General features: G+C 57.3%; 20 protein-coding genes. 9 read left to right on the top strand and 11 right to left on the bottom strand.

What is annotated here, in order from left to right:
- Both BM174_RS14890 and BM174_RS14885 read right to left on the bottom strand, forming a co-directional pair.
- Positions 1 to 525 (bottom strand): GTP-binding protein (locus tag BM174_RS14890; protein ID WP_143092462.1); only part of this gene is annotated, 525 nt, incomplete at its 3' end.
- Positions 526 to 645: 120 nt separating this feature from the next.
- Positions 646 to 1,236: a hypothetical protein gene (locus tag BM174_RS14885; RefSeq protein WP_245766385.1), complete on the bottom strand. Its 591-nt coding sequence runs from the start codon at positions 1,234 to 1,236 to the stop codon at positions 646 to 648.
- A gap of 123 nt (positions 1,237 to 1,359) precedes the next feature.
- Between BM174_RS14885 and BM174_RS14880 the strand changes: the two genes are divergently transcribed.
- Positions 1,360 to 2,748, top strand: a complete 1,389-nt coding sequence (locus BM174_RS14880; protein ID WP_093924635.1) for a cytochrome P450 — start codon at positions 1,360 to 1,362, stop codon at positions 2,746 to 2,748.
- On the opposite strand, the gene parC is transcribed toward BM174_RS14880, so the two are convergent.
- Positions 2,741 to 5,044, bottom strand: coding sequence for a DNA topoisomerase IV subunit A (gene parC, locus BM174_RS14875; protein WP_093924634.1), 2,304 nt, complete (start codon positions 5,042 to 5,044; stop codon positions 2,741 to 2,743). The two genes, BM174_RS14880 and parC, sit on opposite strands and share 8 nt — an antisense overlap.
- Positions 5,045 to 5,259: 215 nt before the next feature.
- Here parC and BM174_RS14870 point away from each other — a divergent pair, with 215 nt between their 5' ends.
- The 6 genes from BM174_RS14870 to BM174_RS14845 all read left to right on the top strand — a co-directional run bounded on the left by BM174_RS14870 (position 5,260) and on the right by BM174_RS14845 (position 9,540).
- Entirely contained in the window at positions 5,260 to 5,880 is a 621-nt protein-coding gene (locus tag BM174_RS14870) for an SH3 domain-containing protein (RefSeq protein ID WP_093924633.1), read from the top strand.
- A 140-nt stretch (positions 5,881 to 6,020) separates the two neighbouring features.
- Positions 6,021 to 6,848, top strand: coding sequence for an SDR family NAD(P)-dependent oxidoreductase (locus tag BM174_RS14865; protein ID WP_093924632.1), 828 nt, complete (start codon positions 6,021 to 6,023; stop codon positions 6,846 to 6,848).
- 57 nt (positions 6,849 to 6,905) lie between these two features.
- Positions 6,906 to 7,112: a twin transmembrane helix small protein gene (locus BM174_RS14860; protein ID WP_093924631.1), complete on the top strand. Its 207-nt coding sequence runs from the start codon at positions 6,906 to 6,908 to the stop codon at positions 7,110 to 7,112.
- Positions 7,112 to 7,684, top strand: a complete 573-nt coding sequence (locus BM174_RS14855) for a cob(I)yrinic acid a,c-diamide adenosyltransferase (RefSeq protein WP_093924630.1) — start codon at positions 7,112 to 7,114, stop codon at positions 7,682 to 7,684. The genes BM174_RS14860 and BM174_RS14855 overlap by 1 nt, the downstream gene beginning before the upstream one ends.
- A gap of 171 nt (positions 7,685 to 7,855) precedes the next feature.
- The gene (locus BM174_RS14850) at positions 7,856 to 8,614 is read left to right on the top strand and encodes an electron transfer flavoprotein subunit beta/FixA family protein (protein WP_093924629.1); all 759 of its coding nucleotides are present in this window, start codon (positions 7,856 to 7,858) and stop codon (positions 8,612 to 8,614) included.
- A complete protein-coding gene (locus BM174_RS14845; protein ID WP_093924628.1) occupies positions 8,614 to 9,540 on the top strand; it encodes an electron transfer flavoprotein subunit alpha/FixB family protein in 927 nt (308 codons plus the stop codon). Before BM174_RS14850 ends, BM174_RS14845 begins: the two co-directional genes overlap by 1 nt.
- A 156-nt stretch (positions 9,541 to 9,696) precedes the next feature.
- Here the strand turns inward: BM174_RS14845 and BM174_RS14840 are convergent, their stop codons facing one another.
- Positions 9,697 to 10,530 carry a DUF6473 family protein gene (locus tag BM174_RS14840; RefSeq protein ID WP_093924627.1) on the bottom strand — a complete coding sequence of 278 codons (834 nt, stop codon included), beginning with the start codon at positions 10,528 to 10,530 and terminating at the stop codon, positions 9,697 to 9,699.
- Between the two features lie 160 nt (positions 10,531 to 10,690).
- Here BM174_RS14840 and BM174_RS14835 point away from each other — a divergent pair, with 160 nt between their 5' ends.
- A complete protein-coding gene (locus BM174_RS14835) occupies positions 10,691 to 11,566 on the top strand; it encodes a 3-hydroxybutyryl-CoA dehydrogenase (protein ID WP_093924626.1) in 876 nt (291 codons plus the stop codon).
- Between the two features lie 420 nt (positions 11,567 to 11,986).
- Positions 11,987 to 12,982: a DUF2793 domain-containing protein gene (locus tag BM174_RS14830; RefSeq protein WP_093924625.1), complete on the top strand. Its 996-nt coding sequence runs from the start codon at positions 11,987 to 11,989 to the stop codon at positions 12,980 to 12,982.
- Between the two features lie 342 nt (positions 12,983 to 13,324).
- Here the strand turns inward: BM174_RS14830 and BM174_RS14825 are convergent, their stop codons facing one another.
- From BM174_RS14825 to BM174_RS14795, 7 genes are read right to left on the bottom strand one after another with little or no spacing between them, the layout of a single operon-like run.
- The gene (locus BM174_RS14825; protein WP_425442372.1) at positions 13,325 to 14,215 is read right to left on the bottom strand and encodes a lysophospholipid acyltransferase family protein; all 891 of its coding nucleotides are present in this window, start codon (positions 14,213 to 14,215) and stop codon (positions 13,325 to 13,327) included.
- A 38-nt stretch (positions 14,216 to 14,253) separates the two neighbouring features.
- Positions 14,254 to 14,523, bottom strand: coding sequence for an HPr family phosphocarrier protein (locus BM174_RS14820; protein WP_093924624.1), 270 nt, complete (start codon positions 14,521 to 14,523; stop codon positions 14,254 to 14,256).
- A 13-nt stretch (positions 14,524 to 14,536) separates the two neighbouring features.
- On the bottom strand, positions 14,537 to 14,929 hold the full coding sequence (locus BM174_RS14815) for a PTS sugar transporter subunit IIA (RefSeq protein WP_093924623.1): 393 nt from the start codon (positions 14,927 to 14,929) through the stop codon (positions 14,537 to 14,539).
- Complete coding sequence (rapZ, locus tag BM174_RS14810; RefSeq protein WP_093924622.1) at positions 14,926 to 15,843, bottom strand: RNase adapter RapZ; 918 nt, start codon at positions 15,841 to 15,843, stop codon at positions 14,926 to 14,928. Before rapZ ends, BM174_RS14815 begins: the two co-directional genes overlap by 4 nt.
- Entirely contained in the window at positions 15,840 to 16,295 is a 456-nt protein-coding gene (locus BM174_RS14805; protein ID WP_093924621.1) for an HPr kinase/phosphorylase, read from the bottom strand. The genes rapZ and BM174_RS14805 overlap by 4 nt, the downstream gene beginning before the upstream one ends.
- 3 nt (positions 16,296 to 16,298) lie before the next feature.
- Complete coding sequence (locus BM174_RS14800; RefSeq protein WP_177209495.1) at positions 16,299 to 18,029, bottom strand: sensor histidine kinase; 1,731 nt, start codon at positions 18,027 to 18,029, stop codon at positions 16,299 to 16,301.
- A gap of 9 nt (positions 18,030 to 18,038) precedes the next feature.
- Positions 18,039 to 18,740 (bottom strand): response regulator transcription factor, encoded by a 702-nt coding sequence (locus tag BM174_RS14795; RefSeq protein ID WP_093924620.1) that lies wholly within the window; start codon positions 18,738 to 18,740, stop codon positions 18,039 to 18,041.
- Positions 18,741 to 19,050: the final 310 nt, after the last annotated feature.

Below are 19,050 nucleotides of genomic sequence, written 5' to 3'. Positions count from 1 at the left end.
GTTCATCGCGTGCAGGGCCGAGCCGGGAACCACTGGCATATCGTCGCCAGGATACTCGTACTTGCTCAGCAACTCGCGGATTTCCATTTCCACCAGTTCCAGCAGCTCTTCGTCGTCAACCTGGTCCACTTTGTTCATGTAGACAACCATTGTGGGGATACCCACCTGGCGGCCCAGCAAGATGTGCTCGCGGGTCTGTGGCATCGGGCCGTCAGCAGCGTTCACAACCAGGATCGCGCCGTCCATCTGCGCCGCACCGGTGATCATGTTCTTCACATAGTCAGCGTGGCCGGGGCAATCGACGTGCGCATAGTGGCGCGCTTCGGTCTCATATTCCACGTGCGCGGTCGAGATTGTGATGCCGCGGGCTTTTTCTTCGGGCGCGCCATCAATCTGGTCATACGCTTTGAAGTCACCAAAATACTTGGTGATCGCCGCCGTCAGCGTCGTCTTACCGTGGTCAACGTGGCCGATTGTGCCGATGTTGACGTGTGGTTTGTTACGTTCAAACTTTGCCTTTGCCATGGTGGCGCCCTTTGTATTGAGGGGCCCCGGAAACAGGACCCGTACCCTATCTGGCGGGCGATGTATTGGGTCTGGCTGGTAAAATCAAGCGGCACTTGTCCCGTATCTGATCTTATGGTCTCATTCCGCTGCGACATCTGCGCGATCAGGTGCCCTTTTCGCCGTAGACACCGCCCCGTTGAACCAGCCTTCTTCTTTGTTCATCTTCACCAGATACCGCTCGATCGATTTGGCGGCATTCTGGCTGAGATTTTTCAACTGCTCTTCGGCGGACTTGGTGTAGCCCGAACCGACCACAGGCCCTTGATCGAACGATTCCAGCACGGTGATCTGGTGTGGCTTGTCGTTGAGCTTTTTGTTCAGCGCATCATCCCAAACCGTGAGGTTCACGATCAGGATCGATTTGGGCGCGAACACCAGCGGGATACCGGGCTGGGCCAGTACATAACCTTCGATGCTCATCCCGAAGTGATAGCTGCGCGTGCCGTCATAGCGGCCAAAGCGCTCCTCAGTGGCATCAGTGAGTGCTTTGGTCAGCATCTCGGCGCTGGCCTTGCGGCTCAGCGGGCCCATCTGCGCTTTGGGAGCAACTGCAATGTTGTGAACCAAGTTAAAGTCGCCCAGCGGGACAGCGGCCTTGTTCAGATCTGCAGCCCCATTGCAGGCGGCCAGCATCGCAACAGACATCAAAACAGCAATAACTCGGATCATCGACCGGCTCCCAACGGCAATTACATCGCCTTGGCGATAGCCTAAGGACCTTTGAGGTGCAATCAAATGCCACATTGGCATCACGCCCCCACGCCCCTAGATTGATGGCAAAGGAGCGCCCCGATGACCGATGCCGTCCTCTATCCCGCCCGCGTGCCGCTGGTGACCGAGCCTTGGGGGATCTTCAAAAGTCTGCGAATGGCGCGCCGTAACGTGCTCAGCATCATCCCCGAAATTGCGACCACGCAGCCGATGGTGTCCGGCAAGACCGGCCTGCGCTGGCATATGGTGATGGACCCCACCGCGATCCGTCGAATCTTGCTGGAGGAGGTCGACAGCTACCCGAAATCCCGCGCGACAAAGAGCTTGTTAAAGCCGGCAATCGGAGATTCGCTTTTTATCGCCGAAGGTGCGCACTGGCGCTGGCAGCGTCGCGCCGCAGCACCGGTTTTCTCCCATCGCAATGTCAGCAACCTCGCTCCGATCATGTCGGGTGCCGCAGATCGCGCCGTGGACCGTATCGCCGCTGCAGGCCCGCGGGCGGTCGATTTGCTGGAGGAAATGGTCACCACTACTTTCGACGTGATTGCGGGGGTTACCTTCTCCGGCGGCGACACCTTTGACCGCGACAAGGTGCACAGCGCGATTGACGACTACATGGCCGAAGCGGGCAAGATCAGCCTGTTTGATATTCTCGGTTTTCCCGATTGGGTCCCCCGCCCCGGCCGGATCATGTCTGGGCCAGCACTCAAGGATATGAAGGCGCTGGCCGATAGCGCGATCACCGCGCGGGGCGCACGAGGGCATGACGGCGTGCCTGATTTGCTTGACCTGTTACTGGAGGGTGAGGACCCTAAGACCAAGCGCAAGATGTCCACGGCCGAGTTGCGTGATAATCTGCTGACCTTCATCGTCGCGGGGCATGAGACAACGGCGCTGACACTGGCATGGTCGCTGTACCTTGTGGCGTTTGACCCTGCCGTGCAGGACCGCGCCCGCGCCGAGGTGCAGGACGTTCTACAGGGCCGCACCGCCACGGGCGCAGATGTAGAGAACCTGCCATTTATCCGGATGATCATTGACGAAGCGCTGCGGCTATACCCGCCTGCGGGCATCATATCCCGGACCGCGCAAAAACCCGACACCCTGTGCGGACGCGAAGTGCGCCCCGGCGACACGGTGATGATCCCGATCTATGCCCTTGGCCGCAACAAGCTGCTGTGGGAGGACCCTGACGCCTTCCGGCCCGACCGTTTTGCGGATCGTAAGGCAATTGACCGCTACGCCTACCTGCCCTTTGGCGATGGCCCACGCATCTGCATAGGGGCGTCATTCGCGATTCAGGAGGCGGTGATTATCCTCGCCACTCTGCTTGGGCAGTTCAAACTCACCCCTGTGGAAGGCAAACAGCCGAAGCCGGTGATGATCCTGACTCTGCGGCCCGAAGGCGGTGTCTGGCTTAAGGCAGAGCCTCTCGCCCCCCTCGCACCAGACACCAATCCCGTCAGTTAAACTTGTTGTCCCTTGGGAAGCCGCGCGGTGCCATGCGTCCGGCAGAGGCGCGCTTGCCAACCCACTCGTCCAGAGTGGTTTCGGTGCGCGTGCGCCCGGCCGGATCTAACCAGGTCAGGCCCGTTACACTTTCAAAGGTGATCGCATCCGACAGCCCACCGTCTTTGTATTTTTGCAGCCGCACACCCTTGCCGCGCCCCATTTCGGGCAGCTCTTCAAGGGCAAATACCAGGACTTTGCGGTTTTCACCCACGGTCGCCACGCTATCACCAGTCACAGTATGACAGACTAGCGCACGCACATCGCCGCGCACGTTCAGCACCTGCTTACCGCTTCGGGTCTGCGCCAACACTTCGTCTTCGGGCACGACAAAACCATCGCCCGCAGTAGAGGCCACCAGCAGTTTGCGCCCGGGTTTGTGAATAAACAGTGATACAATCTGTGCCTCATTGGGCAGGTCCACCATCAAACGCAATGGCTCGCCCATGCCCCGCCCACCGGGCAGGTTGGAGGCGGATAGGGTATAGAAGCGCCCGTTCGAGCCGAAAACCAGCAACCGGTCCGTGGTTTCAGCGTGGAAGGTAAACAGCGGGCCGTCCCCGTCCTTGAATTTCAACTCGCGGGTCAGATCGATATGGCCGGTCATCGATCTGATCCAGCCCATCTGCGAACAGACAACTGTGATCGGCTCGCGGTCGATCATTGCTTCCAGCGGCACGTCCTCGACCACGCCAGCCTCGGCAAAGGTGGTGCGCCGTGCGCCGCCGGCCCAATCACGGCCAAACTGCTTTTTCGTCGCGCGCAACTGGTCGGCGATGCTGTCCCACTGCCGGTCATCGTTCTCCAGCAGATCTTCAAGCCCTGCCCGCTCTTCCATCAAGGCCGATTGTTCGCGCAGCAACTCAAGCTCTTCGAGACGGCGCAACGACCGCAGACGCATGTTGAGGATCGCATCGGCCTGCACATCGGAAAGCTCGCCCTCGCCAGCCAGCGGCGAGACGTAGTCTTTCTCGTTCATCGCTCGGACGTGGTCCTTGCCCCAGTCCTCGCGCATCAACGCGGCTTTGGGGTCTTCGTCATAGCGGATAATGTCGATCACCCGATCAAGGTTCAAAAAGGCGATAATAAAGCCTTCGAGCACTTCAAGCCGGTGATCGATCTTTTCGACACGGTGCGCAGAGCGACGCTGCAGAACTTCGCGGCGGTGATCAAGGAAGGCGCGCAGCACCTCCTTCATCGAGCAGACCTTGGGCGTCAGCCCGTCGATCAACACATTCATGTTGAGCGAGAAACGCACCTCAAGATCAGAGGTACGATACAGCATACCCATCAACACATCGGGATCGACGTTTTTGGAGCGCGGCTCAATGATCAGCCGCACGTCTTCGGCGGATTCGTCACGGACATCGCCCAGAATCGGAATTTTTTTGGTCTGGATCAGCTCGGCGATCTTTTCGATCAGCTTGGATTTCTGCACCTGATAGGGAATTTCGGTGACCACGATCTGCCACAGACCCCGGCCCAAATCCTCAACCTGCCAGCGCGCGCGCAGCCGGAAGCCGCCCTTGCCGGTACGATACGCCGCCGCAATATTCTCGGGCGGCTCGACGATGATACCGCCGGTCGGGAAATCGGGACCGGGCACATAGTTGAGCAAGGTGTCGTCGCGGGCATCGGGCGTTTTGATCAGATGGATACAGGCGTCGCACAGCTCGGCGATGTTATGCGGCGGAATATTTGTCGCCATGCCGACCGCGATTCCGCTTGAGCCATTGGCGAGCAAGTTGGGAAACTGCGCGGGCAGCACCACAGGTTCGGTCAGCGTTCCGTCATAATTCTCGCGAAAATCGACTGCGTTCTCGTTCAACCCTTCCAGCATGGCCTCGGCCACAGCAGTCATCCGGGCTTCGGTATAGCGGGATGCAGCAGGGTTATCGCCGTCGATATTGCCAAAGTTACCCTGACCATCGACCAGCGGATAGCGGACGTTAAAGTCCTGCGCCAAACGCGCCATCGCGTCATAGATCGCCGCATCACCATGCGGGTGGTAGTTACCCATCACATCGCCGCTGATTTTCGCGGACTTGCGGAAACCGCCATTCGACGCCAATCGCAACTCGCGCATCGCATACAGAATGCGGCGATGGACCGGCTTCAACCCGTCGCGGGCATCAGGCAATGCGCGGTGCATGATGGTGCTCAGCGCATAGGTCAAATACCGCTCACCAAGCGCGATGCGCAGCGGCTCTGACGGATTTCGCGGGTCGATAACGGGAGGATCGGTAATGTCTGACATGCAGGCTTAGTAGCCAAGCGGCGTCTGCGCAGCAAGCATCATTGCGTTTTGCAGCGCACCCCGGAGACAGCATTTGAGCGCCCACTGCGCACTCAATATTTTTCGCTTACGTCAACCAGAAAAAAATCTTTTTGCAACAAAAGGTGATTTGGAAATGAACCAACAGGGCAGTTGGGGGTTATGATTCCAACGGGGAAAGTTAAAGGACTGGTATCATGGCAAAGTTTATTCTGCTCTCATTTGGGTTTCTGGGTTGGGCGTTCTACGAGATGAGCGGCGGCGGCGATTTTCAGCCGGCGAGTGTCCGTCTGGCACAGGCCGAAGCGACGAAATCGACGCAGACTCAGCCTGCCGTAATTGCCGCAGCGGCACCTGCAAAGGCAGCTTCGGTCAAGTCGGTTAATTCCGAAGTGAACGTGAAGCGGGTTTCGTATAAAGTAGCCTCGAACAACACTGTTCAAAACGATGCAACACCGATGGTTCAGCAAGCGGTTTTGCGTCAGTCGGAGCCAGTTTCCGCCTCTAAAGCCAGCAGCGAGCCACAGTGGGTCGCACCGACAACGCCAACGATCATTCCGAGCCTGATCGCGTCGAACAACACCGCCGCCTTCGTGCAAAAGGCCAGCATGAATGTAGGCCAAGGTGACATTCGCACCGTAGCCGGCGATCTGGTTAATGTTCGCGGCGGTCCTGGCACCGACCACGGCGTCGTGACACAACTGTCCCGCGGAGAGCCCGTCGAGATTATCGAAGAGGCAAATGGCTGGGTCCACATGCGCCCCCTCAATGGCGGCCAAGATGGCTGGATGGCAGACTTCCTGCTCTCCAACGGCTAATCACCCGATCTCCCCCGGGTAGCGATATTAAAGAGTATTCAAGGCGGCCTTCGGGTCGCCTTTTTGTCATCGGGGCGCCGATGCTCATTGCTATCGCTTGGGCTGCACGCGATGAAAGGGCCGGATAGGGGAGAACCACTTTGACTGCAAAATCCATACTCATCACAGGCTGCTCCAGTGGCATCGGGTACCGCGCCGCGCATGATTTGCGTAATCGCGGATGGCGCGTTTTCGCCTCCTGCCGCAAACCGGAGGATTGCGCACGGTTAGAGACTGAAGGGTTCACTTCTCCTTTGATAGATTATGCCGATGAGGCAACAATTCAAACGGGGCTGGACTCGGTTCTCGCAGCCACCGGCGGCACGTTGGACGCGGTGTTTAACAACGGCGCCCATGCCACCCCCGGCGCAGTAGAAGACCTTCCCACCCAAGCCCTACGCGAGATATTCGAGAGTAATTTCTTTGGGTGGCACAGCCTGACCCGCGCGGTTTTGCCGGTGATGCGTGCGCAAGGGCAAGGCCGCATTATCCAATGCTCATCGGTGCTCGGGCTGGTGGCAATGCCGTGGCGCGGGGCCTACGTTTCGACCAAATTCGCGGTCGAAGGGCTGACCGACACGCTGCGGATCGAAATGCGCGACACCAATATCCATTTTGTGTTGATCGAACCCGGCCCCGTTACCTCAAAGATCCGCCAGAACTCGATCCCCCATTTCGAGCGCTGGATTGATTGGAAAAATGCCCCGCGGAGGGCGCAATACGAGGCCGATCTGCTCAAACGGCTATATACCTCCGACGGCCCCGACCGGTTCGAGTTGCCCGCCTCGGCAGTCACGGCCAAGCTGATTCACGCAGTTGAATCGCCCCGCCCGCGCCCGCGATATTATGTCACAACCCCGACGCGGATCGCCGGTATATTGCGCCGCATCCTGCCCACCCGCGCGCTCGACTGGGTGCTGGGGCGTTAAAATGGTTGCGCTGGTGGCCTCGCCCGCTACATCTCTGAGCGACACAAAGGAAATCCGATGTTTGATGATCCGCTCTTTTTCATAGTTGTCATCGCCGTGCTTGCCGTTGTGGTGGTACTGCTCTTCGGGCTTGGCGGTTTTGCCGGCGGTGGTGCCTTTAACAAACGTAACTCGAACAAGCTCATGCGCTGGCGCATCATCGCACAGTTTATCGCTGTCGTGCTGATCGTCGCCTATGTCTGGCTGCGCAAGGGAACTGGCTGATGGTTGTTCTTAACAAAATTTACACCCGCTCGGGCGATGATGGCACGACGGCGCTTGGCAATGGCGACCGCGTGGCGAAAGACGCGGCCCGGGTTGAGGCTTACGGTACCGTTGACGAGCTGAATGCCTTTGTCGGTGTGGCGCGGCTGAAATCTAGAAAAGAAACCGATGTGGCCCTAGCGCGCATCCAAAATGATCTGTTTGATCTGGGTGCGGACCTGTGCCGCCCTGACAATGACGCCGATCAGGATGCCGAATCCCCCCCCTTGCGCATGGTCCAACAGCAAATTGACCGGTTAGAGCAAGAGATCGACATAATGACCGGCCAGTTGGAGCCGCTGCGCAGTTTTATCTTGCCCGGCGGCAAGAAACTGGCGGCGCGCCTGCATGTCTGCCGCACCGTCGCACGGCGTGCCGAGCGCCTGACCGTCAGGCTCGCCGAGGCTGAAACCGTCAACATAACCGCGATCCTTTACCTCAACCGTCTGAGCGACTGGTTTTTTGTCGCGGCACGGATGGCCAACAACGGTGGCAAGGACGATGTCCTTTGGGTGCCGGGGGCCAATCGCTGAGGTGTGAGCGATCGGAAATTGTTCTGCGCTAACATAGCGAAACGCGGCGTCGTTATCCCATGTTGTGCCGATTTTGCCCTGTTTCCGCGTGTACGCTTTCGCTACACCCGCACAGGAGATTGAAAGTGATCCGCCCGCAAGGGTGAGTCGTAACCAAAGAGAGGAACGTTCATGAAGGTGCTGGTACCTGTCAAACGCGTGATCGATTACAACGTGAAAGTACGTGTCAAAGCGGACGGATCGGGTGTTGATCTCGCCAATGTGAAAATGTCGATGAACCCGTTTGACGAGATTTCGGTCGAACAGGCGATCCGCCTGAAAGAAGCCGGTCAGGCCGATGAAGTCGTCGTGGTTTCCATTGGCGTCAAGCAGGCGCAGGAAACCCTGCGGACCGCACTGGCGATGGGCGCAGACCGCGCCATTCTGGTCGTAGCAACCGATGACGTGCACAATGACATCGAGCCGCTGGCCGTCGCCAAAATCCTCAAGGCGATTGTCGACGAAGAAAAGCCCGGCCTCGTGCTGACGGGCAAGCAGGCGATCGACAACGACATGAACGCCACGGGCCAGATGCTGGCGGCGCTGCTCGGTTGGTCACAAGCGAGTTTTGCTTCCGAAGTGACCATCGAAGGCGACCATGCTGTCGTGACGCGCGAAGTCGACGGCGGCTTGCAGACCATCAAGGTCACCATGCCGACAGTTGTGACAGTCGATCTGCGCCTCAACGAGCCGCGCTATGCCTCGCTACCCAACATCATGAAGGCCAAGAAAAAGCCGATGGATGAGAAGACGCCCGAAGATTACGGCGTCGACGTATCCAACCGTCTTGAGATCGTTAAAACGGTCGAGCCCGAAGCCCGCGCCGCTGGTATCAAGGTCGGCTCTGTCGATGAGCTGGTAGCGAAACTTAAAGAAGTGGGGGCTGTGTAATGGCTGTTCTTCTCCTTGCAGAAGTGACCGATGGCGAACTGGCAATGGATGCGACCGCAAAGGCCGTGACTGCTGCCAAGCAATTGGGTGAAGTAACTGTGCTGGCTGCGGGCGGTTCTGCCGCTGCGGCGGGCGAAGCGGCTGCCAAGATCGATGGCGTGTCCAAGGTGCTGGTCGCCGAGGATGCTTCCTTGGGCCACCGTCTGGCGGAGGCAACTGCCGCGTTGATCGTTTCACTTGCGGGCGATTACGACCACATCGTTGCACCTGCCACGACCGATGCGAAAAACGTGATGCCCCGTGTTGCGGCTTTGCTGGACGTGCAGATCATCTCCGACGCTTCCGGCGTTGTGGATGCGGATACGTTCGAACGTCCGATCTATGCGGGTAACGCGGTTCAGACTGTGCGCTCGAAAGACGCCAAGAAGGTCATCACTTTCCGGACATCGACCTTCGATGCCGCTGGCGAAGGCGGTTCAGCCTCGATCGAAACCATTAGCGCGGCTGAAAATCCAGGCTTGTCGGAGTGGGTCGAAGACAAGGTCGCAGCAAGCGACCGCCCCGAGCTTACATCAGCTGGTGTAGTTGTTTCCGGTGGGCGTGGCGTTGGCTCTGAAGCAGACTTCGCGTTGATCGAAAAGCTGGCGGACAAGCTCGGCGCCGCTGTCGGCGCCTCGCGGGCCGCAGTCGATTCCGGCTATGCGCCGAACGACTGGCAGGTTGGCCAGACCGGCAAAGTTGTCGCACCAGCGCTTTACGTCGCTGTCGGCATTTCTGGCGCGATCCAGCACCTTGCAGGCATGAAAGACTCCAAGATCATTGTGGCGATCAACAAGGATGAGGAAGCCCCCATCTTTCAGGTCGCAGACTTTGGCTTGGTTGCCGATCTGTTCGAAGCAGTGCCAGAGCTGATCGAAAAGCTGTAAACACACATCAGCATTGAGCCTGTAATGTGAAATTTATTAGGGGCCTGTCAGTATATGACAGGCCCTTTTTCCTTGAATTAAAGCTGGGGGAAATCGCGGATCTTCCTGCTGCTGTGCGCCGCCAGAACATGCGCCGACTACCGGTATATCCGCCCGTTAAACCAATCCTTCAATCGCCTCCACCAATGCGCGCTGGACTTCCGCATGGGCAGCCGGGCCTTTCATATGCTGCGCGGCCGGCTCCTCCAGATCGCTGAAAACCATACCAGCCGTGCCTGCATTTGCAGCCTCTGCCGAACAGACGACCTCGACCAGCTCAGACGCGTGGACAGCCACGCGATCAAGCATCTCGCGCGTGACAAACAGCGGGTCATGGCGCAGGGCGTTGTGCAGCACGTCAGCTTCCACCAACGGTGGATGATCTGCAAACCACAACAGGATCGTCGGCCCGCGGATAGAATTGAGAAGCTGGCTCATCCGCGCGACCCAAGCTGTTTGAAGTTCGGCCCTTACTTTGACAAAGCGCCCCGGCGAGACGTTCGCCAAGCGATTGATCAAATGCCGAGTAAAGTGAAAGTCAGCAAAATCAACTTCCGGGTAGATGGCCTTCAGAATGTTAGACGCCGAGGTAAAGCGGTCATTTCGACGCGGATGGACAGAGTAGTATCTGTTGGAGTTGTTCTGCGCGCCCATCACCTGCACCACCGTGACTTGTGCATCAGCCGTAGCATTCAGCACCGTCGGCTCCAGCGTGAAAACGTCAATGCCTGCATTGGGTACTCCGAAGTTGACAGCGGTCCGCCCCAGCTGGTCCTCGATCAGTGCGGGAAACGGGGTTCTTATAAATTTGCCGTAGGTTTCTGTCCCCCCGATAAAAGCGATATAGGGTTCCGTCAGTTCGCGAAGCGGCCCGCGGAACAGTAATTTCGACGCGCCATACCGACACGGTAGATAGTCAAGGCCCCCCGGCCCCAGTACGTCATAGGTCATTTCGCCCACCTTTGTTCTGTCCCCCAAGGGCAAATTGCGACGCCGGGGATTGCGATTCGGTTAAGGGGGCAATTCGTGGAAATATTTCGACAAACCCTGCCCTTGCGGCGGTTCCCTTTGGCACCCTATTGTGGGGCGGAAATCAGCAAAGGACGCAGCCATGAATATCCAGAAAGTCGGTATCGTCGGTGCCGGTCAAATGGGCAACGGAATTGCCCATGTGATGGCATTGGCAGGGTACGATGTCCTGTTGACCGACGTGAGTGCCGATGCGCTGGAAAAAGCGATGATCGTGATGTCCGGCAATCTGGAGCGTCAGGTGAGCCGCGGTAAAATTACCGAAGACGAGCATAAAAATGCACTAGCCCAAATTACTACCACGCAAAAGCTGTCTGATCTTGGCGACTGTGATCTGATCATTGAATCGGCGACCGAGCGGGAAACCGTAAAACAGGCGATATTTGAAGATTTGCTGCCGCATCTGAAACCCGAAACAATTCTGACATCCAACACCTCGTCTATCTCGATCACGCGACTGGCAAGCCGCACTGATCGACCTGAAAAGTTTATGGGTTTCCACTTCATGAACCCCGTGCCGATCATGCAGCTTGTCGAGTTGATCCGTGGAATCGCGACGGATGAGCCGACCTATAACGCTTGCAAAGAAGTCGTCGAACGACTAAATAAGACCGCCGCGAGCGCCGAAGATTTCCCTGCATTTATCGTTAATCGCATTCTGATGCCGATGATCAACGAGGCAGTTTATACGCTCTATGAAGGCGTCGGTTCGGTTAAATCTATCGACGATTCGATGAAACTCGGCGCGAACCATCCAATGGGGCCGCTTGAACTGGCCGACTTCATCGGACTCGATACCTGTCTGGCGATTATGAACGTCTTGCACGACGGGCTCGCGGATACGAAATATCGGCCCTGCCCGCTTTTGACGAAATACGTTGAGGCAGGTTGGCTCGGGCGCAAAACCCAGCGCGGGTTTTATGACTATCGCGGCGACGTGCCTGTACCGACGCGTTGAATTGAGGCAGCGGGAGCCGCGGGAGAAGGCCTGAACCACATGAATTTTTCGAATTTCATGCAGAATGCGAACCAAGCCAATTGGCGCGCCTGAAGGGTACGTTTTTTCGAAAATCCTCAGATCGATTCCACTTAGTTTTGGCGTCCTGTCGCTCGGCACATCCGCAACTGGTCAAAGTTTGCGGCGTGAGATGTGCGTGGCCTGCAATTTGAAACTTTTTCTCACGCTCAGCCTACCGTGCAGTTCAGTCTTTTTGGCTCAATGTCCCCAATCCTTTGAGGAGTTTCACTGTTGCGCAGATCTGTGGCGTTGCGCTCGCTAGGTTCACCGGCAGTTTACGTGAGCCTGCGATGTTTCCGACATGACTTGGACCCTATCGGTTGAGAGAAAGATCGATGAAACCTTTTTTAAGGATACTTGATGTCGCAAATATCGCAAATTCTGTCATTGCCCTACATACAGCCCGCTCAAGCTCAAAAACACGTCACGCACAATGAGGCATTGAGGCAACTTGATGCCATCGTGCAGTTGGCCGTCGCTGATGTACCTCTCTCAACCCCACCTGCTAGCCCCGCCTTGGGGGTGCGCTTTATCGTAGGTCCGGCACCGACCGGAGCTTGGGCAGGTAAGGAAAACAACGTAGCATTACATACGGACGGCCAATGGGTGTTCTTCACACCCATTGCGGGTTGGCGGGCCGATGTTCTTGCAACTGGCACTACTTTGCGGTTTGACGGGGTTACTTGGATCTCACCCGCACAGGGGCCGTTGCAAAACATTGATGAGATTGGCGTGAACACGACAGCTGACCCAACAAACAGGCTAAGCGTCGCAGCAGATGCCACTTTGCTGACGCACACAGGGGCGGGCCACCAGCTAAAAGTAAACAAGGCTGATGCGGGCGATACCGCCAGTCTCCTATTTCAGACAGGATTCTCCGGTCGCGCCGAAATGGGGACGGCAGGTAGCGACGATTTCTCCGTTAAAGTTAGCGCAGATGGTGCTTCGTTTAAAACAGCATTGGCCACTGATGCCGCTACAGGAATAACGAGCGTCCCTTCCGGCTTTGACAGCGCACAGTTTCTGGTGGATTACGATGACTTTCTAGTCATCCATCCCCCGACAGCTGGAGGGATGATGATCTTGTCGATCGTTGACCAGACCTATCCACAAGGTTCTGCTAGTGGAATTTTCGTTTACGATGTCGGAGCATCAGCACAGCTTTTGACTGTATGGGTTGGCGGGGCGATGACTAATATGGGTGTGGCCACGCTCACAGGGGCGACGGGACCGTCCGGCAAGGTATCTGTTTCTGCAAGGGCAAATGACGGCCTTTACGTGGAAAATCGGTACCAGTCTTCTGGAACGAGGCAATTCAGCATCTCGTACATTAACGGCTTTAGAAATATCTCGTGATCTGAGTTTGTTAAAACGGAACGGTCAAGCTGTTCAAATTAAACAGGCCTGCGGTTTCCCCTGCACCCTTCCACGCAGATGAAACGTGCTTTGCCAAAAGATAGTATCGTCTTCCCAGCGGTGCGTTCAGGCCTGTATTCTCACTTCGCGCCGCGTCCCTGCTGTTTGAACTTCTCTGGGAGTAGGTGGGCCAATTTTCGTTGGTCCACCTAAAAGACTAACACATAGAAACTAGACTTTCGGTAAGGGGCGCGTCCAGTGGAACGCACCCTGACGAAATTGCATAGAGAATTTTGAATGTCCGAGCGTTCGGTACGTAGACCCGAAACCAATGCAAATGGGCTAGTTCTCTAGTGACAGCGTGTGCTCGCGGAGCCACGCCATAAATCCGCGTGGGTCTTTCGCCTGTTTCTCAATCTCTTCCTGCGAGATAGGCTCGCCAACAATCGGGCCTTGCGGGTGGTTGCAGGCGTGGACGATCTCGTGAAGCAGCAATCCTTGCCGCAGCATCGGGCTGATCTTGTTGGCGATATGGTAAGCGCGGCTGTTCTGGCCCGGAAATTTGACAGGCACGACCGTGGCCCCGGAGCGGCGGATCATCTTTGCTGTAAAAACATTCCATTCCGCCTCAACAGCGGGACCGAACCACGTTTCCGATGCGGCGACCACGCCGGAAGGGAATAGCGCGACGACGCCCCCAGATTGTAGATGCGCCATAGCATTTGCCCGCATCGCTACACCTTTGCGTTGCGCATCGGGGTCGTGCGGGAAGGGCACCGGGATCATAAAGCTGCTGGCAACTTCATCAATAGATGTGAGCAGTGAGCGGGTCAGAATGCGGTAGTCAGTCCGCACCCGCCCGATCAGGTCGCCGAAGATCATTCCATCGACCATCCCATGAGGGTGGTTCGCGACAATGACCACCGGGCCTTCTTTGGGGATACGGTCAAGCTGCTCCTGCGGCGTAGTGAGGTCGATCCCCATCGTATCGAGTGCGGCGCGCCAGAACTCCTGCCCGGCAGGGGCACCGCGACTTTCAAATTCGCGTACCATTCTGAGGACTTTAAGCTTGCCGGTCATATATTCGATCAGGCTGATGACCCGCGCTTTGACCGGATCCTGAAACGTCGAGGCGTAGGACAGGCTGCGGCGGTCATATTTGGTCAGTCGGACGGTGCCCGGGGATGCCGGGGTGTCGCGGCTTATGCCTGTCGAATGAATTTCATCCACCAAGTGGGTTTACCCTTTTTCAAGGCGCGCGGAGAGCGGCCTCAATAGCCTTCGCCAAATTTGTCAGCCACCAGCGCGGTCAGCGCCTCAGCCAAAGCATCTGCATCAGGGCCTGACGTCTGGACGTCAATAGTGCTTCCGCGCGAAGCTGCCAACATCAAAAGCCCCATGATGCTGTCGCCGCTGGCGGAAAGGCCGTCTTTACTGACTTCGGCACGGGCGTCAAAGGCTTCGACGACCTCGACCAGTTTCGCGGAGGCCCGCGCGTGCAAACCTTTTTCGTTCACGATTTTTAGAGAAATAGATGTCATTGGGAAAATGCCTTTAGCTTGCGCTTACGTTCTGGCTGTCGATGTATTTCTTGCCGGCTTCAAGTGCTGCGCGCACGGCAGCCGGTACATCCAGATTACGTGATTTTGCCAGCTTGATCAGCATGGGCAGGTTGGCGCCGTAAATGATCCGGCGGTTCTCAGGGCGGCAGGCCAGCAGGCTTAGGTTGGACGGCGATCCGCCGAACAAATCTGTCACCACTACCACGCCAGTGCCCTGATCAACCTCATCGGCGGCATTGCAGATTTCACGCTCTTTGGCGGTGCGGTCATGGTCGGCCTGAATGGCAATGGCGCGCACGCCGTGCTGGCTGCCCACAACATGTTCGATGGCAGCAAGGTATTCTTGCGCCAGCCCACCATGTGCAACGATGACAATCCCGATCACGTATTTGCCTCTTGAGGATGCTGGCGACCCAGCTCGCGGTGCCTTATTGACACCTGCCAGCCATGATCCGCAAGGCGCAATGCGTGCTGCTCGGCGGCGGCGACGGAGCGATGTTGCCCGCCAGTACACCCGAAGGCGATGGAAAAGTGAGATTTACCCTCTTCGCGGTAGGCCGGAAGCAAAAGCAGGCTGAGATCGAGGACCTTATCTGCAAATTCCGAATAGCGCGGATCTTTGGCGACATATTCAGCGACACGCGAGTCGGTTCCGTTCAGAGCACGCAGATTTTCTTCCCAATAGGGGTTTTGCAGAAACCGGCAGTCATAGACAGTATCAACACTGCGCGGCAGACCGCGTTTGTAGGAAAACGACTGAACCGAAACCGAGAGATGACGCCTGCCTTCCGGCGCGAACCAAAGCTCCACCTCCGCCCGCAATTCGTGAATATTGAGAGAGGTGGTATCGATCAACACATCCGCGCGGCCTCGCAACGGACGCAGCAATTGCTGTTCGCGCTGGATGCCTTCTGCCGGTCGGTCTTCGGGCGCCAGTGGATGGCGTCGGCGGGTTTCTGAAAAGCGGCGTTGTAAAATCTCGGCGGCGCAATCGAGATAGAGCAGATCAACCGTCATATTGGGGCGCGCACGCAGTTGCGCCAAAAGATCAATCACAGCGTTTGTGGAAAAGTCACGGTTGCGCGCATCGATGCCCAAGGCGACGGAGCGTTCGCCGCCCGCGCTATCGATCAAGGCGGGCAACAACCGCAGCGGCAGGTTGTCGATCGCCTCAAAACCCGCATCTTCCAGAACATTAAGTGCCGAAGACCGCCCAGCCCCCGACGGGCCGGTGACCAGCACAAAACGGCGCTGTGGCGGTGTTGGCAGTTCGGTGGGTGAGGACGGGGCTTTGCTCATCGGGGTTCTTTTCGGCTTCCTCTTATATAGAGGATGATCGCGGTATGAAAATGGGGGGTCGCCGGATCGTGAAGACACGGCAGCGTCACCCCTAACAAATCCCGATAATGCGGCAGTGGCAAGCGGTCGGGCTCTCGCTGTGACAAATCTACGATTAATTCTACCGGAGCGGGAGGTTGATGCGGAAGTCGCAGTATCCCCACCCCGCGCGCTTCAATCAGTCCCGCAATCGCCTCCGGCACACTAGCGATTATCCTGTCGCCCTCGCGGGTAATGACAGTCCGGTCATCTGCGACAAGAGTTGCACCCGCGGCAATGAGCTGCATTGCGAGGGTTGATTTACCGATTCCTGAGGGACCTAGAATCAGCACGCCCTTGCCATCAACAGCCACAGTAGAGGCATGCAGTATCTCAGAGGCCGGGACCGGGTCTGCGTCAGACGGGGCGGACACCGGTTACGTCGGCAGGCCCACAACAAACCGCGCGCCCAACGGCTCCGAGGTGATGTCAGCCTCGGTAGGACGGATGTTTTCCGCCCAGATCACACCACCATGCGCTTCGACAATCTGCTTGGAGATCGCGAGGCCAAGGCCGGAGTTATTGCCGAAATGCTCGTCGGGCCGCTGTGAGTAAAAGCGTTTGAAGATTTTTGAGAGCGCCTGATCGGGGATGCCAGGACCGGTGTCTTCGACCACGATCAAAACGCGATTTTCACGCTTGCGTGCCCAAACCCGAATGGCGTCGCCATCTTCGCAGAAAGACACAGCATTGGTGATTAGGTTAACAAATACCTGCGCGAGACGTGCTTCGAGCCCGTGCACGATGATCGGTTTGGATGGCAGATCGGTGATGAAATCGATGCCCTTTGATTTCGCATCCTCACCGAGGTACTGGCCCAGATTGCCCAGCATATGGAGCAGATCGAAGGGCTCCTCTTCTTCTTTGACCAACTCGCTGTCCAGACGGGACGCATTGGAAATATCGCTGACCAAACGGTCAAGGCGGCGCACGTCATGATCGATCACATCCAGCAGCTTGTCGCGCTGGTCGTCGCGTTTGACCATTCGCAAGGTGCCAACGGCAGACCGCAAAGACGCGAGCGGGTTCTTGATTTCATGCGCGACATCAGCCGCAAATTGTTCGTTGCCGTCAATCCGGTTGTAGAGCGCCGAGACCATGCCGCGTAGAGCGCCGGATAGCCGTCCGATTTCATCCGGCCGGGCGGTCAGATCAGGGATGCGGATCCGGCCCGGGTTCATCTTGCGGGCATCTTTATCGCGCCCGAGCTGTGCTGCGGCGGCAAGATCGGCGAGGGGGTTGGCAATGGTAGAGGCGAGCACGAGGCTCAGACCAATAGAGACGAGCACGGCGACCACAAACATCTGTAAAACCCGTTCGCGTTCGCCGCGCACAAGCTTGTCAATCTCACCCGCCGCAGACGTGATGGCGACCGCGCCGATGGCCGTGCCGCCCTGCATAACCGGCGTCATGACAGTAAAGACGGTACCGCCCGAAGTATCAGTTTTGGTTTCGATCAATGTGCCGCCGGTCAAGCTGCCTGCGACCATTGACTTAAGCTTGTCCTCGATCGGCATGCCCTCACTGGCGCGGAGGCTGCTGCTGAAGGGAGCAGACACCTTATCCCAGACCCAGCTGAGACCGTCTGTCAACAAAGTGCGGTCGGCGGGGTGCGGGATACCTTTGGCATTCTGAACCGCCAAGCGCCCTTCGGAATTGGCGATGAGAGTTTCACTGGGATCAAAGACAAACACTTCAATGCCGCTGCGCAGGTCCAACGCCTCAAGCGTAGCGCTGGCATCAATGCCATCGCCTGTCGCAAGGTTTACCGGCGCGCCGAGCGGTAGCTGTGCCTCGAAAACGTCAGCGATCAACTCGGCCTCGGACACCAGCGAAGCCGCGCGCTGCACCACCAGCGAGTCGCGCGACGAGCTGAGATAGAGGATGCCCGCGACCAGCACATTCAGCGCTATCAGGTTGAAAGTGATGATCTTGCGGGTCAGCGGTGAGGCACGCAACGAAAACAGACCGCGCCGCCCCCGCGTGACGCGCAGTTCATCCGGCGCTGCATTGTCCGGGGCGACCCAATCGTCGCCCAGAACCACATCGCCTTCGCGCGTCGCATGTGTGCCCGTGTCCCGCACAAAAATCCTTTCGGCCCGTGCCATCAGGTCAGCTTATTCTTCGTTGTATCGGTAACCGATACCATAAAGCGTTTCGATCGCCGAGAATTCATCATCCGCAGTCCGCATCTTCTTGCGCAGACGCTTGATGTGGCTGTCGATGGTCCGGTCGTCGACATAAACCTGATCGTCATAGGCCACGTCCATCAGCTGGTCGCGCGATTTCACAAAACCTGGGCGTTGCGCCAAGGCCTGAAGCAGCAAGAACTCGGTCACTGTCAGTGACACATCCTTACCCTTCCAACTGACGGCATGGCGCAGCGGATCCATCCGCAGATCGCCGCGCTCCATCACTTTGGTTTCTTCGGTATCGCCGACTTCGCCTGTGTCCACAGCATCCTGCCGTCGCAGCAAAGCGCGAATACGCTCTACCAGAAGCCGCTGGCTAAATGGCTTTTTAACGTAGTCGTCGGCCCCCATACGCAGGCCCAGAACTTCGTCAATCTCGTCGTCCTTGGAGGTCAAGAAGATAACCGGCATCGCCGTTTTCTGGCGCAACCGCTGCAACAAATCCATGCCGTCCATGCGGGGCATCTTAATGTCCAACACAGCCATATCCGGCAATTTCTTGTTAAACGCGTCAAGCGCCGCCTGCCCGTCGTTATAGGTTTCGACTTCGAAACCCTCGGCTTCGAGAGTCATGGATACAGACGTCAGGATATTCCTGTCGTCATCCACCAATGCAATTCTAGACATTGCCTGTAATCCTTGTTCTGCCCAAACGTCGTTTCTTTTGATTTTCCACTATTATTCACCATATTTTGCCGCCGAATCAATCTCTAACTGCGAATCACAGCCCACCGGTGACCCAATTCCGCCACAATTTGGTTAGGAATGGCTAAATTGCCGCACTTTAATCGCGCCCCCCTGCCCAGCCTCGGGTTCTGCACTACTGCGCTCCGTTGTCTGGGCGGATAGTTTCCACATGGTGGCGCTAACTCGGTAAAGCCGCCTGTTCATGCTATAAATCCTCGTGTTAAGAGGCGCATCATGGCCACCATGGTCA

The organism is Sulfitobacter brevis (genome assembly GCF_900112755.1).
Taxonomy (GTDB): domain Bacteria; phylum Pseudomonadota; class Alphaproteobacteria; order Rhodobacterales; family Rhodobacteraceae; genus Sulfitobacter; species Sulfitobacter brevis.
Note: the sequence above shows the minus strand (reverse complement) of the source record. Positions and strands in the feature narration are given on the sequence as shown.